This window comes from Haemophilus sp. oral taxon 036, assembly GCF_002998595.1.
GTDB lineage: Bacteria > Pseudomonadota > Gammaproteobacteria > Enterobacterales > Pasteurellaceae > Haemophilus > Haemophilus haemolyticus_K.
Genome location: NZ_CP027235.1, coordinates 1353338 through 1368252 on the forward strand (window position 1 = coordinate 1353338; position 14915 = coordinate 1368252).

At 38.2% G+C, this 14915-nt stretch carries 15 protein-coding genes; 10 read left to right on the top strand and 5 right to left on the bottom strand.

Annotation, left to right across the window (positions count from 1 at the left end; translation table 11 throughout):
• The first annotated feature begins 323 nt into the window (after positions 1–323).
• The 6 genes from C3V42_RS08725 (at position 324) to hflC (ending at position 4851) form a co-directional block, all read left to right on the top strand.
• The gene (locus C3V42_RS08725) at positions 324–719 is read left to right on the top strand and encodes a hypothetical protein (RefSeq protein WP_240610342.1); all 396 of its coding nucleotides are present in this window, start codon (positions 324–326) and stop codon (positions 717–719) included.
• A gap of 19 nt (positions 720–738) precedes the next feature.
• Positions 739–942 (top strand): hypothetical protein, encoded by a 204-nt coding sequence (locus C3V42_RS06600; protein WP_106014040.1) that lies wholly within the window; start codon positions 739–741, stop codon positions 940–942.
• A gap of 277 nt (positions 943–1219) precedes the next feature.
• Positions 1220–1390, top strand: a complete 171-nt coding sequence (locus tag C3V42_RS06605; protein WP_106014041.1) for a polymorphic toxin type 50 domain-containing protein — start codon at positions 1220–1222, stop codon at positions 1388–1390.
• A 6-nt stretch (positions 1391–1396) separates the two neighbouring features.
• A complete protein-coding gene (locus C3V42_RS06610) occupies positions 1397–1699 on the top strand; it encodes a hypothetical protein (protein ID WP_106014042.1) in 303 nt (100 codons plus the stop codon).
• A gap of 1029 nt (positions 1700–2728) precedes the next feature.
• Positions 2729–3964 (top strand): FtsH protease activity modulator HflK, encoded by a 1236-nt coding sequence (gene hflK, locus C3V42_RS06625; RefSeq protein WP_164994226.1) that lies wholly within the window; start codon positions 2729–2731, stop codon positions 3962–3964.
• Positions 3964–4851, top strand: a complete 888-nt coding sequence (gene hflC, locus C3V42_RS06630; protein WP_106014045.1) for a protease modulator HflC — start codon at positions 3964–3966, stop codon at positions 4849–4851. Before hflK ends, hflC begins: the two co-directional genes overlap by 1 nt.
• Before the next feature lie 42 nt (positions 4852–4893).
• On the opposite strand, the gene C3V42_RS06635 is transcribed toward hflC, so the two are convergent.
• The 5 genes from C3V42_RS06635 to C3V42_RS06655 all read right to left on the bottom strand — a co-directional run bounded on the left by C3V42_RS06635 (position 4894) and on the right by C3V42_RS06655 (position 11103).
• Positions 4894–5328: an isoprenylcysteine carboxylmethyltransferase family protein gene (locus C3V42_RS06635; protein ID WP_106014046.1), complete on the bottom strand. Its 435-nt coding sequence runs from the start codon at positions 5326–5328 to the stop codon at positions 4894–4896.
• Positions 5329–5391: 63 nt separating this feature from the next.
• Entirely contained in the window at positions 5392–6855 is a 1464-nt protein-coding gene (gene nagE, locus C3V42_RS06640) for an N-acetylglucosamine-specific PTS transporter subunit IIBC (RefSeq protein ID WP_106014047.1), read from the bottom strand.
• A gap of 87 nt (positions 6856–6942) precedes the next feature.
• On the bottom strand, positions 6943–8070 hold the full coding sequence (locus C3V42_RS06645; RefSeq protein ID WP_164994227.1) for an N-acetylneuraminate epimerase: 1128 nt from the start codon (positions 8068–8070) through the stop codon (positions 6943–6945).
• A 123-nt stretch (positions 8071–8193) separates the two neighbouring features.
• The gene (locus C3V42_RS06650; RefSeq protein ID WP_106014049.1) at positions 8194–10044 is read right to left on the bottom strand and encodes a TRAP transporter large permease subunit; all 1851 of its coding nucleotides are present in this window, start codon (positions 10042–10044) and stop codon (positions 8194–8196) included.
• A 72-nt stretch (positions 10045–10116) separates the two neighbouring features.
• The gene (locus C3V42_RS06655) at positions 10117–11103 is read right to left on the bottom strand and encodes a sialic acid TRAP transporter substrate-binding protein SiaP (RefSeq protein ID WP_106014050.1); all 987 of its coding nucleotides are present in this window, start codon (positions 11101–11103) and stop codon (positions 10117–10119) included.
• 358 nt (positions 11104–11461) lie between these two features.
• Between C3V42_RS06655 and C3V42_RS06660 the strand changes: the two genes are divergently transcribed.
• From C3V42_RS06660 to nanA, 4 genes are read left to right on the top strand one after another with little or no spacing between them, the layout of a single operon-like run.
• The gene (locus C3V42_RS06660; RefSeq protein WP_005646238.1) at positions 11462–12148 is read left to right on the top strand and encodes an N-acetylmannosamine-6-phosphate 2-epimerase; all 687 of its coding nucleotides are present in this window, start codon (positions 11462–11464) and stop codon (positions 12146–12148) included.
• Positions 12149–12193: 45 nt separating this feature from the next.
• Entirely contained in the window at positions 12194–13096 is a 903-nt protein-coding gene (locus tag C3V42_RS06665; RefSeq protein WP_106014051.1) for an N-acetylmannosamine kinase, read from the top strand.
• Positions 13089–13955 (top strand): MurR/RpiR family transcriptional regulator, encoded by an 867-nt coding sequence (locus C3V42_RS06670; protein ID WP_106014052.1) that lies wholly within the window; start codon positions 13089–13091, stop codon positions 13953–13955. Before C3V42_RS06665 ends, C3V42_RS06670 begins: the two co-directional genes overlap by 8 nt.
• A 10-nt stretch (positions 13956–13965) precedes the next feature.
• Entirely contained in the window at positions 13966–14844 is an 879-nt protein-coding gene (nanA, locus tag C3V42_RS06675) for an N-acetylneuraminate lyase (protein ID WP_005631506.1), read from the top strand.
• Positions 14845–14915 lie beyond the last annotated feature (71 nt).

The window sequence follows — 14915 nt, forward strand, 5'->3', positions numbered from 1 at the left end:
CGTAACAAGCTGTCCAGATAGTGACTAAGTGCAAGAAATCAGTAAACAAATTAGCCTCATTAAAAAAGGGATTAATGATGCTTATGGCATTGACGGCGAAAGCGAATGGCACCACAGCAGAACAAGGGGGGAATTTCCTTGCTGCGACTTCTGGGGCGGAGACGGTTAAAAGGTCGGTGGAGAATAATTATGTGATGGCTATAACTAGTGCTAGCGCGCTAGTTTGTTCCTGAGCCTGTATCTAAGCCATTGAAGCTGACTTAGGCATTTCACTAGGTGTCGCTCTCACCACAGATGAGGAGAAAGCAGCATTTTTAGCTGGGATGTCACAAGATCCTGAAAAAATTAGTAGATTAAGTAAAGAACAAGTTGATTATCTTAATAGACAAATTTTATCTAAATGCCTGCTATTTGATAATTCAAGCATGCTTGGTTCTCATGTGTGGATCCATAATGCAGATGGTGGTTTTACACCGATTGACCCGAGCTTAGTGACAACAACCTATGGCGGAAAACAGGTTATTGACCCAAGGATTTTTGTAAATCATACAGGCGGCGTTGAAGATCCAGCAGATTATAATTTGCCGACTCACACTGGTGGACATCAAACAGTAACGAATGATAAAGACAGCCAGATGTTGATGGTCATAATGTTTCCGATGGTTGGAAAATTTTTGATCGAAGAGGAAATAGGCTTGGTACTTATGACAAGGATTTAAAAAGAATTAAGGATTAGTAATGTTTGGTATTTTCTTTAAAGATACATCTTTTGATAATGGATATGGAATGCATATTTTGGCTTCGATCTCTTTAGGTGAATATGTAGAAGAATTACATATTCCAATAGACTATTGGGGTATTGAAGAATATAAAAATAGCTGGGCTACATCTATAGCTGATGGGATAGAAAAAAGAAACATTCAGTACTTATTACATCTATAAATGAGCCAGAATCTTTAAATTTCATTTCTATATGGATTATTTATTATGATGGGGAAATTTCTTATGTTCAAAATAAGATCATATTTGTAGATGATTTCCCAGAGTTTGATGCGTCTAAAATCAATGAATATGTAAATAAACGAGAGGTCTTAAATGAAGATGGTTTTAAGATATCTGAATGGATAGTAAAAACAAAAGATGTAATTGCTTCTAATAAAAAAGCATTATCACTGTAAGTTTAGATTCTTTAAAAGGTTATGTAGTAACTGGATAGCTAGTGGGAAAAACTGAAATTGGGTTTCCCTGTTCTAAAGAAAGGGTGAATTTCAATAAAAATATCGGTATTTATATTGATCCTGTTACAGGAGATCGAACTCCAATAACTATGGGGATTATTCATTATAGTAAAAATGGATATCATGTAGTTCTGGCTAAACCAAAGGAATAATAGTCTATGAATAATGACATTATAAGATTAAGAATTGTTACCCAAAATGCCTTGATAGGCAAAATTACCAAAGAGGTTAGAGGTGTTTATATAAGAATCAATGAAAATTGTATAAGTATTTATGTTGTTATTGATGGCGATATCTCTAACTATTGGAGTGAAGTAATTTATGAAATAGGTACAGATATTATTTCTAATTTTGGTGAAGATTATACTATTGATGAGAATTTAGTTAGGATTGATTACCCTAAATATTTATCTTTTGATAATTATATATGTGTATATAAGCGCCATGAAAAGTATGAATAAGATTGGAACATAAATGAGTATGAACCAACAATAAAGATGATATTCCAAAAACGATGTTTACCCCAGACAACACTCGTCTCTTGATGCGTGCTTATATCTAACTAAAAATAAACAAAATGAAGTTGTTAATGAAAATAGTTAAAATCTGAATCAAACGAAATTTATGTTTTAGGTCCGCGTCAGTAGACGCACGTCATAGAGGTTGAATAAGAATTTGTTAGATCAAAAAATACTAAAAGATAAGGTGTATGCACAAAAAGAAGGGGGTAAATAATGAAATATTTTATTGTTTATTTATTTTCCTGCTTATTATGTTTTATTGTTTTTGAATTGATTATAGGTGTGTTTGATTATTTTATTTATGGACAGTTTACAGGGGGGGTCATACAGGCCGCAATTGTATCTATCATCGTTTCTGTTATAGCTATGCTTATTCATTTGATTTTTGGTATGAAGAAGTAAATTATTATTTTGTGATAATAACAAGGTGGAGTATCAATAATTTGCCATTCATTAAATATTCACGTACTGTACCGTTAGATTTTGGGAAGCTTTTAAGTTTTTTGATACTTGAAAAGTATGAAATATAAAAGTGTAAAGTACAGTCAATTTTCAAAGAGTTTTAAAACTTCTCAAAAATTGACCGCACTTTTTGTATTTTCAATTATGCTTGTGTTAAGTAAACCTTATAACTTTACATCCAATCTAGTATAAGCACACCCGACTTTTTCTACGGAAATATCACGATAGAGCAAGACACCTGAGCTGCGATGAGAATTAACATCGCTTTTTCTGAAAATGTGCATATTGCTATTAAAGGCAATCTTAATTTAAAAATCTGTTAAAGCTGTAACTGCTACGATAGCAAACAGTAAAAGCTATCTAACGCTAACGGAAAAAATCTCCGCTCCTAAGGGGGATAACTTGAAAGTGCGGCGAAATTAATGGTTATCCCCTCTTGCATTTTCATAGACGCGCCCCATTTATTTAGCTAAACTCTTAACAATTTTTTGACAAATGGAGAATGAAATGTCACAGAACGGTTCAGATCGCGATCCTTGGAGTAAACCAGGGCAAAGCAACGACCAACAGCCGGGAAATTCATCCAATAATAATGGATGGAATAACAATCAAAATCGTGGGAATCAAGAACAATCTCCGCCAGATATTGAGGAGATTTTTAATAACCTTCTCAGAAAATTAGGTGGTGGAAATAAAAAGAGCGGTCAAAATAATGGTAGTTCTCAAAACAGTACGCCATTTAATTTTGGAAAAGTGGTTCCGCTTGCTGTTGCCATTGGTGCGATTATTTGGGGCGTAAGTGGTTTCTACACCATTAAAGAGGCTGAGCGTGGTGTGGTGCTTCGTTTTGGTGAATTACATTCTATTGTTCAACCAGGTTTAAACTGGAAACCAACATTTGTAGATAAAGTATTGCCAGTGAATGTTGAGCAGGTTAAAGAACTTCGCACACAAGGTTCAATGCTGACTAAAGATGAAAATATGGTTCGTGTAGAAATGACCGTGCAATATCGCGTGCAAGATCCTGCAAAATATCGTTTTAGCGTGACGAATGCGGATGACAGTTTAGGTCAAGCGACTGACAGTGCATTGCGTTATGTGATCGGCCATATGTCAATGAATGATATTTTAACAACAGGCCGTGGGGTTGTTCGTGAAGATACGTGGAAAGCATTAAATGACATTATCAAATCCTATGATATGGGACTTGAGGTTATTGATGTGAACTTCCAATCTGCGCGCCCACCTGAAGAAGTAAAAGATGCGTTTGATGATGCGATTAAAGCGCAGGAAGATGAACAGCGTTTCATTCGTGAAGCGGAGGCCTATGTCCGCGAGAAAGAGCCGATCGCGCGTGGTGATGCACAACGTATTATTGAAGAAGCAACAGCTTATAAAGATCGTATCGTGTTAGATGCACGAGGCGAAGTGGAACGTTTACAGCGTTTGTTGCCTGAATTTAAAGCTGCGCCAGATTTACTGCGTGAGCGTTTATATATTCAAACCATGGAAAAAGTCATGGCAAATACGCCAAAAGTGATGCTTGATGGCAATAATGGTAACAATTTAACCGTGTTACCGTTAGAACAAATCATGGGTAAAAAAGTATCAGCTAAAGCGCCAGCCGTAACAGAAAGAGCGGTAGAATCTGCGCCTGTTTTATCGCAGCCAGAGCGTATTAATCATTCTTCAAGCCAACTACCAAGCACTGTTGAGCCGATTCGCCAAGGGAGATTTAACTAATGCGTAAATTTTTATTACCAGCTATTTTTGCTATTGCGGCAGTGGTGTATTCCAGTGTCGTGGTCGTAACTGAAGGTACTCGCGGTATTATGTTGAGATTCAATAAAGTACAACGTGATGCAGATAACAAAGTGGTTGTCTATGAACCAGGCTTGTATTTTAAAGTGCCTTTGATTGATAGCATTAAAGTTTTAGATGCGCGTATTCGTACTTTAGATGGTTCGGCAACACGTTTTGTTACTGTTGAGAAAAAAGACTTGCTAGTCGATTCTTATGTGAAATGGAAAATTAGTGATTTTGGTCGATTCTACACATCTACTGGTGGTGGCGATTATACCCAAGCTTCAAGCTTGTTAAGCCGTAAAGTAAATGACCGTTTGCGTTCTGAAATTGGTACAAGAACCATTAAAGATATCGTTTCTGGTACGCGTGGTGAATTAATGGAAGGGGCAAAAAAAGCTTTAAATTCAGGGCAAGATAGTACGGCAGAATTAGGGATTGAAGTGATTGATGTGCGTGTAAAGCAAATTAATTTACCGGACGAAGTATCTTCTTCAATTTATCAACGTATGCGTGCAGAACGTGATGCAGTCGCGCGTGAACACCGTTCTCAAGGTAAAGAACAAGCTGCATTTAAACAAGCAGAAGTAGATCGTAAAGTGACGTTGATTCTTGCTAATGCAAATAAAACTGCACAAGAATTACGAGGCTCAGGCGATGCAGCGGCGGCAAAATTATATTCAGATGCTTTTGCTCAAGAACCACAATTCTTTAGTTTTGTGCGTAGCTTAAAAGCCTATGAAGCGAGTTTTGCAAATTCTGACAATATGATGATTTTAAAACCAGATAGTGATTTCTTCCGCTTTATGCAGGCACCGAAGAAATAGATTTTAAATTGATAAAAACACCTTCCTTGTGAAGGTGTTTTTTTATAGCCATCGTCTTACTTTTTGTTTGTAACGACGATATTCATCGCCAAATTTACTTTCCAAATAGGCTTCTTCGCGGGCTATTTGAAAGCGATTCATAACTAGTATAAAGACAATCACGCCTAACCAAGCCAAACTATTACCCAACCAAAGAGACCAAGCAATTAACATTAACAGCAAGCTTAAATACATTGGATTACGGCTAAATTGAAATATACCTGTAGAAACTAATTGTGTTGTGTGTTTAAAATCATGAGGATTGATGGTCGTTTTGCGTATAAAAAATTGAAGCATACTGTCCCCAGCAATTAAAAATGAAAGAGTGATGGTAAAGGCAATAACTGCAAAATGGACAGAATAACTCGCTACTTTTGGCAAAAAATACATTGCTGTGCCAATTAATAAACAGAGTAGTGGTGGTGGAATAAATAACATCGTTACATCTCATTAATAAAAATGCCGCCTAGTGATAGACGGCATGTAAAGTGCGGTCAAAATTTATTTTAATTTTGCTTTAATCGCTTCTGCCACAAGTTCAGCTTCAGGCCCTAAAATGACTTGTAATCCATCATTACCTAATTTTACATTACCTTTTGAACCAAGCGCTTTAAGTTGATCTTCATGAATATTGTGATGATCAACTAAAGTTAAGCGTAAACGAGTGATACAAGCATCCACAGTTTTGAAGTTTTCTGAACCACCTAAAGCCGCAATAAATTTCACCGCTCTTTCTTCACGAGATTGGTTGCTTTGTGTTGGGGCTGCTGTTGTTTCTGCTTTATCTTCACGTCCCAGTGTTTTGAGATTAAAGGCATTAATTGCAAAACGGAACACAAAATAATAGATAGCAAAGAATACAATACCTTGTACAAGTAACATATACCAGCTAACGGCAAGTGGGTTGCGGCTAGAAAGTACCATATCCACTAAACCAGCACTAAAGCCGAATCCTGCAATCCAGTGCATTGTGGCTGCAATGAATACAGAGATACCTGTTAATAATGCATGCAATACATAAAGTACAGGTGCAACAAACATGAATGAGAATTCAAGTGGTTCGGTGATCCCTGTAAAGAAAGAGGCTAACGCACCCGCAAGCATAATTGAGGCAACTTGTATTTTTTGATTTGGTTTTGCGCAGTGATAAATTGCAAGAGCAGCACCTGGTAAACCAAACATCATCACTGGGAAGAAACCAGCTTGATACATACCCGTTACACCTACAGTTGCAGTGCCTTCGGCAATAGATTTAGCACCCCCCAAGAAGTTTGGAATATCATTGATACCCGCTACATCAAACCAGAAGACAGAGTTCAAGGCATGGTGTAAGCCAACAGGAATTAATAAGCGGTTGAAGAAACCGTAGATACCCGCACCTACCGCACCTAAATCTTTGATGGATTCACCAAATGAAACGAGCGCGTTAAAAATATGAGGCCAAATATAGAGTAAGGCAAATGATACAGCGATCATCACGAAAGAAACCAAAATTGGGACGAGGCGTTTTCCGCCAAAGAACGAAAGTGCCTTTGGTAATTCAACTTGATAGAAACGGTTGTAAAGTTCAGCTGAAATGACACCAATTAAAATCCCGATAAATTGGTTATTGATTTTTTTGAATGCGGCAGGCACTTCACTAATATCAATGTGTTGTAATTGTGCTACACCAGCAGGGGAAAGTAGGGTGGTTACCACGTAGAAACCCACAAGACCAGAAAGTGCGGCGGAACCGTGTTTGTCTTTTGCAAGACCAAACGCGACACCCACAGCGAAGAGTAAGCCCATGTTGTCAATAATTGCTGCGCCAGATTTAATTAATAATGCCGCTAATTGACTGTTTGCCCCCCAACCATCCGGGTCGATCCAATAGCCAATACCCATTAATAATGCTGCAGCAGGTAGGGCTGCCACTGGCACCATTAAGGCTTGACCGATTTTTTGTGCGTAACTAAGTACACTCATATAATCTCCTTAATTTTTATATTTTGATGAAATCAAAAGGCTTGAGCCCATTCTTGCCTCAAGCCTTATACATTATTCTATGCCAAATTATTCAACGGTCAATTTTTTACCATCGTAGCTAATGGCTTTGACGCTGGTTAATGCTTTACCACCGTCTGTTTCACCACCGATGAGCAATACTTTATTGTTGTAAGACACAGAGAAGCCATAGCCAATATTCATTGGTAATTCACCAACGATACTCCATTTACCGTTATTTAAAGTGTAAACTTCGTTATGCCATGTTTTGGTTAAACCTTTATGTGCATGAAGTTTACCTTCTTTGAATTGTTTAATTGAACCAGGGAAGTTAGCTCCACCCGTGACTAAATAATGGCCATGGCTATAGCCTGCGAGAGCACCAGCTAAACCATCTTGTGATTTACCTTTTGGCGCAGGTAAGTCAGGTAAGTTTTTCCATTGCACACCTTTAGCAGTGAATTTACCTTGATGCGTTTCTGCGGTACGAAGACCTGGTTTAATTTCACCATTGACCACCACTAAGTCATTACCTTGGATGGTGAATGCCGCACCAGCACGACCAGAGAATGGAATACGACCTTCATTGCGCCATTTATTGGTTGATGGTTCATAGCTCAATAATTCTGTTGTGAAGAAATAATCTTCTGGGCGTTGATCAAAATAAGCTGCTGCGATTTCATCTTTTTTCGCTTTATCTTCGCCTGCTGCCACGGTGTCTTGAAAGAAACCATTAAATATAGAGAGGTTAGAACCACCTAAAATATAAACTTTATCACCATGAGATGCACTGCTTGAGCCCACTAAACCACGCGGAGAGCGAGTAGGAAGTTTCACCCAAGTATTATCAGCTGGATTGTAGCTGTAAGCGTCATTAACAAGTTGGAGTTCGCCCTTTTCATTTTTTTGCAAGCCACCGAATACATAAAGTTTTCCATCTACGGCTGCTGCAACAGGTTGGTTACGTTCACCACCAGGGAATGCAGCAATTTCTTTCCATTGTGCAGCAGGATCTTTTAAGTCTAAAGAATAGAATTTATTGCCACCAGAACCTAAGCCTACATATACGGTATCACCGATGAGTGCACCTGTTCCGCTTTTGATACCTACTGGTAAATCTGGATAGGCTTGTGCGCTAGCTGAAAATGCAACAGTTGCAAAAAGTGCGGCGCATAATGCTGTTTTTGTCAATGTCATAATAAACCTCATTTATTAAGTTATGTTTATGCTTTGCTATTCATAAAACTGCATTGAATAGGATTTATTTTATAAAAAAAGTGCGGTTATAAAAGCCTTGCTTTTTTTAACCGCACTTTAGTGTTAAGACATCAATAGATTTGGTACAAAAGTAATGATTTGTGGGAAAATCGTAATTAATACTAATGTTAAGAATATTGGTATTAAGAACGGCAATACACCTTTAGTCACAGTGGATACTGACATATTACCCACACGCGCCACCACAAACAGAGCCATACCCATTGGTGGTGTTAAGATACCGATCATCATATTCAAGGTAGTCATTACACCGAAGAATACTAAGTCGATATTAAATTGCATTGCGATTGGAATTAACATTGGTAACACTAAGAATTGCAATGCTAATGCATCAATGAACATACCCAAGAAGAGCAAGAGGGCATTGATCATGACTAATACCATAAGTGGAGAATCAGCTACGGCAACGAATACATCTGCAATACGCATTGCAACTTGTTCACGTGCGATCATATCTCCGAAGAAGGTCACAGTCATAATCATTAATGCAACCACACCAGTAATTGCCATCGCTTCAACACAGCTATTAAAGAGCATTTTCATAGTTAATTCTTTATAAACGAATTTACCAATGATGACGGAATAAGTCGCAGCAACAACGGCAGATTCTGTTGGGCTAAATAAGCCAGAGAAGATACCACCGATGATGAGCAATGGGGTTAAAATTGCCCAGAACGCTCTTTTGAATGATGTGCAAAGTTCTTCACGAGTTGCTTTTGGTGTTCTTGGATAGCCACGTTTTTTCGATACGTAGTAGTTCATGATCATCAAAGCAATTGTTACAAGTATGCCTGGTACAAAACCTGCAACGAAGAGTTTCGCAATAGATTCGTTGGCAATTACACCGTAAATAATCATGGCGATACTTGGTGGAACTAATGGACCGATGATACAAGATGCTGCAGTGATACCACCACAAATATCATCATCATAGCCTGCATCGCGCATAGCCTTGATTTCTAACTGACCTAAGCCACCCGCATCAGCAAGTGCAGAACCTGACATACCTGAGAACAATAAACTTGCGCCAATATTTACATGCCCCATACCACCAGTGTAGTGACCGAGTAAGGCTTTTGCGAAGTTAAAGATACGTTCTGTGATACCGCCAGTATTCATTAAAATACCCGTTAGAATATAGAACGGCACAGCAAGTAATGAGAAACTATCTAAACTCATGGTCAGTTTTTCAGCCGCTGCGTTTACTACGTTCCATCTGGTCATAGAGAAATAAAGCAATGTAGTGATAAATAATGACCAACCTACTGGCACACCGAGGAACATAATAACCAGCCAGAATATTAGCGCAACATATACAGAGTTAGAACCAAATTTCACATATTCTGTGATGCGTAATACTTTATACCACTCTGGGAACGTAAATAAAATGCCTAATAAAATGACCGCACTTATAATGAAGAACGTCGCCGGTAAATAGCTTTTATCTTCTTTAAAATTGTCTGCTTGTGCTTGGAAGAAGCGCACTAACATTAGGATAGAAATGATTGGCAGAGAAGCATAAATCCATTTCTCTGAAATTCCGCCTAATGCGTCAATAGGGAAATCTGCACTAAGGAACGTTTTAATACCAAAATGGATAAAGAAAATAATGCCGAGGAAAATCACTAACTGTACAAAAGAGTTTGTTACTTTTTTGACAGATGCAGGCATTAAATTGGTTAAGAAGTCGATGTAAACGTGTTCTTGTTTGCGGATAGCCACACTAATACCGAGCATACCTACATATACAAACAATAATTTAGCGAGTTCTTCACTCCAAATTAATGGTGATTGGAAAGCTTGGCGAAATAGGATTTGAGCAATAAGAATACCGAAGATGGCAAGGAATAGCGCGCCGCCAATCCATTCTTCAAGTTTGTTAAAAAATTTCATACTTCACTCCGAGAGATTGTGGAGAACGAAAACGAATGCGCCAACTAAATTGCTGGCGCATATAATAGGCGGTTATTTAATCGCTTGGATTTCTTTTAATGCTTTTTCACCTTTCTCACCAGTTTGTTTCACAAACTCAGCATAGAATGGTTTCATCGCATCTTTGAATGGCGCTAAATCCGGATGGGTTACTTTTACACCTTGTTTTTCAAAGAATTTCACCAAATCTTTTTCGCCATCTACGAATAATTTAGTGTGGTATTTTGCTGCATTTTCAGCGGCGTCTTTGACTACTTTTTGAAGATCTTCCGGTAATTCTTTATAAGTTTCGTTACTCACTAAATAAAGTTGGTCATTCAAGATGTGGTTAGTCATCGCTAAGAATTTTTGCACTTCATAGAATTTTTGTGCTTGTACGGTCGCTAATGGGTTTTCTTGACCATCGACAGAGTTAGTTTGAAGTGCAAGATATACCTCAGAGAATGCCATAGGTGTTGGCGATGCACCTACATATTTTGCGTATGCTAAGTTAGTTGCGGCATTGGGTACACGAAGTTTTAAACCTTTCATATCAGCAATGCTATTGATTGCTCTATTTGAAGTTGTTTGGCGAGTCCCATTATAGGCCTGAGAAAGTAGCGTGATGCCAAGCTCTTTATTCATTTTTTGAACTAAATCTTTACCAAATGCGGTTTCTTGTAATGCTTTTTGTGCAACGTTGTAGTCGGTAATGACATATGGTAACGCGAACACTGCTGCTTCAGGATAGAATAATTGGAAACGAGCTGATTCAGCAAAAGTGAAGTCAAGAGAACCGTCTTTTAATTGTTTTAACATTGCACGGTCGTCACCAAGTTGTGAACTCGGATAAAGTGAAACTTCAATTTTACCATGTGATTTTTCTTTTACTTCTTTCGCAAACATTTCAGCTGCTTTGTACTCATTAGATGAAGTACCTGCATTCATACCAAATTTTAAGTCATAATCTGCGGCAAAAACGGCTGAAGAAACGCCTAATGTGATAGCAGTTGTAAGGAAAAGTTTAGTAAATTTCATAATGTTCGCTCCTGTGTGAACCTATGTTGATATAAGCCATAATTGGCTTGGATTGAAAGTGAATGCCCGATGTTTTAGACATCAAAAAAACTACTCGGACGCTATTCTAAAGTAAAAAAATACTTTTTGAACTGCCCTTTGAAGTTTTATTTCAAAATTGAGAGGTGGATCACATTTGTAAAAAATACTTCAAAAAAACTTTTAAAATGGAGTTATGTTTTTATATAATGCTGAGCACTGACGAAAATGCAGGCTCAGTTATATTTTTGAGGATAATTGAGTCTAAATAATGCTAACGCCTAGATGGCTTGTAATAAAGCATTTGAGCATTATCGGCCTCAATATATTTAGGAGTGATATTATGTCGAAATTATCTCATCAAGATGTGCTTTCTCAAATTCAATATGGTCTCATTGCTTCTTGCCAACCTGTTGATGATGGCCCAATGGATAAACCAGAAATTGTTTCTGCTATGGCCCAAGCTTCCGTTGCTGGTGGCGCATCAGGTTTACGTATTGAAGGTGTAGATAACCTTAAAGCGACACGTCCTTTCGTAAACATTCCAATTATCGGTATTGTAAAACGTGACTTACCTGATAGTCCGATTCGTATTACGCCATTTCTGCAAGATATTGAAGATCTTGCCAATGCAGGGGCAGATATTATTGCGGTAGATGGCACTAGCCGCCCTCGTCCAGTTGATATTGAAAGTGCGGTGAAAAAAATCCATGAAATGGGCTGCTTGGCAATGGCAGATTGCTCTAATTTAGAAGAAGGCTTGTATTGTCAAAAACTCGGTTTTGATATTGTGGGCAGTACAATGTCTGGTTATACAGGTGGTCCAGTTCCTGAAGAACCTGATTATCAATTAGTAAAAGATTTAAAAGCTGCAGGTTGTTTTGTGATGGCAGAAGGTCGCTATAACACCCCTGAATTGGCAAAAGTGGCGATTGAAATTGGCGCAGATTGCGTAACCGTTGGTTCAGCCTTAACTCGCCTTGAGCATATCGTGAGTTGGTTTGCTAATTCTGTGAAATCTGCAAGATAGTCGTAAGACGTGTGAGAAAATACTTCATACTATTAAGGATAAGTTATGCGTTGTTTAGCTCTAGACATTGGCGGTACAAAAATCGCAGCGGCTATCGTAAAAAATGGCGAAGTTGAACAACGCCAACAAATTCATACGCCGCGTGAAAATGTGGTAGAAGGAATGCATCAAGCATTAGAACAACTTCTTACTCATTATGCGGGGCAATTTGATTATGTGGCGGTGGCTTCAACAGGCATTATAAATGACGGTGTTTTAACCGCACTTAATCCTAAAAATTTGGGTGGTTTGAATCAATTTCCACTAAAAGAAAGTATTGCTAAACACACGGATAAACCAATTGGCTTATTAAATGATGCGCAAGCCGCAACCTATGCGGAATACCAACTCCAAGATTCAGAAAAAGTATCAAACTTTGTTTTTATTACAGTTTCTACTGGCGTCGGTGGCGGCCTCATATTAAACCAACAATTACAAACTGGTCCAAAGGGAATCGCGGGGCATATCGGGCATACATTAGCGGATCCTAATGGTCCAATGTGTGGTTGTGGTCGTCGTGGTTGTGTAGAAGCCGTTGCTGCTGGTCGAGCTATTGAAGCGGTGTCTTCTCAATGGGACGATCCTTGCGAACCAAGAGAAGTTTTTGAACGTTTTAGAAAAAATGATGAAAAAGCTACCGCACTTATAGAACGTTCAGCCCAAGCCATTGCCAATTTAGTGGCGGATTTAGTGATTGGATTGGATGTGCAAAAAGTTGTTGTAGGTGGTAGTGTCGGGTTGGCTGAAGGTTATTTATCATTAGTCAAACGTTTCTTACAGGATATGCCTGCTGTATATAGCTGTGACATTGAATCAGCTAAATTTGGTCAAGATGCAGGATTAGTCGGCGCAGCTTATTGGGTGAAAGATGTTCTGCTTGATAAACCAAAAGGAACAATTTATGGCTAAATCCGGAAATGTGTTAAATACCATTAGTTCGCTTTACCACAGCCTCACCAAGTCAGAGAAAAAAATTGCTGATACGATTTTACGTTCGCCTGATTTGGTGTCTCAATGTCCCCTTTCAGAAATCGCTAAACATTTGGAAGTTGGAGAAGCTACGCTCGTCCGTTTTTGTCGAACCATTGGTTTTAAAGGTTTCAGCGATTTTAAATTAGAACTTTCCATTGAGCTTGCTACGAAAGATAACAATGATGAAACTGTGCTCGAAACAGAAATTATGCCGAGCGATGATTCTTTAACGATTGCACAAAAGTTGCAAGCGGCAGTTTCTAATGTAATGGAAGAAACGGTTAATTTATTAGATTTGAAACAGCTTGAGCAAGTGGTTAAAGCCATTAAAAAAGCACGTCGTATCTTTTTATTTGGCGTTGGGTCATCAGGTGTGACAGCTGAAGATGCGAAAAATAAATTGATGCGTATTGGTTTCCAAGTGGATGCAACAGGTAATAATCATTTTATGTATATGCAGGCGGCATTACTTACGCCTTCTGATGTGGCAATTGGTTTAAGTCATTCAGGATATTCCGCCGAAACAGCACATACACTCAAAATTGCTAAACAAAATGGCGCAACGACAGTGGCATTAACTCATAGTTTGCGTTCCCCCGTTACAGAATATGCTGATTATGTTTTGGTAAATGGTAATAAACAAGGGAAGCTACAAGGTGACTCCATTGGTACCAAAATTGCACAGCTTTTTGTATTAGATTTAATTTATGCTTTGTTAGTACAGGGCGAAGAAGAGCTTGCAGCTCAAACCAAGCAAAAAACTCTCAATGTGATTCTTGAACAACGTATAAAATAGGAGAAAACTTATGCGTGATTTAAAAGGTATTTTCAGTGCATTATTAGTGTCATTTAATGAAGATGGCACAATTAATGAAAAAGGTTTACGTCAAATTATCCGCCACAATATCGACAAAATGAAAGTTGATGGTTTATATGTGGGTGGTTCAACAGGCGAAAACTTTATGCTTTCAACTGAAGAGAAAAAAGAAATCTTCCGTATTGCAAAAGATGAAGCAAAAGATCAAATCGCGCTAATTGCTCAAGTGGGCAGCGTAAACTTAAAAGAAGCGGTGGAATTAGGTAAATATGCGACAGAATTAGGCTACGATAGCTTATCTGCAGTTACTCCGTTCTACTACAAATTTAGTTTCCCTGAAATCAAACATTATTACGACACCATTATTGCAGAAACGGGCAATAATATGATCGTGTATTCTATTCCGTTCTTAACTGGCGTGAATATGGGAATTGAACAATTTGGTGAACTTTACAAAAACCCGAAAGTATTAGGGGTAAAATTCACAGCAGGTGACTTCTATTTATTAGAACGTTTGAAAAAAGCTTATCCAAACCACTTAATTTGGGCAGGTTTCGATGAAATGATGTTACCTGCGGCCGCACTTGGTGTAGATGGTGCAATCGGTTCAACTTTCAACGTAAACGGCGTTCGTGCTCGTCAAATTTTTGAATTAACCAAAGCGGGTAAATTAGCCGAAGCGTTAGAAATTCAACACGTAACCAACGATTTAATCGAAGGCATTTTAGCGAACGGTTTATATTTAACCATCAAAGAATTGCTTAAATTAGAAGGTGTGGATGCGGGTTATTGCCGTGAGCCAATGACAGCAAAAGCAACAGATGCTCAGCTTGCAAAAGCAAAAGAGTTGAAAGCGAAATTTTTATAATTAATGGAATATCGTGAGAACCTAGGGGAGTGATTTCCCTAGGTTACTCATAATTTATCCCTATTGGGGTA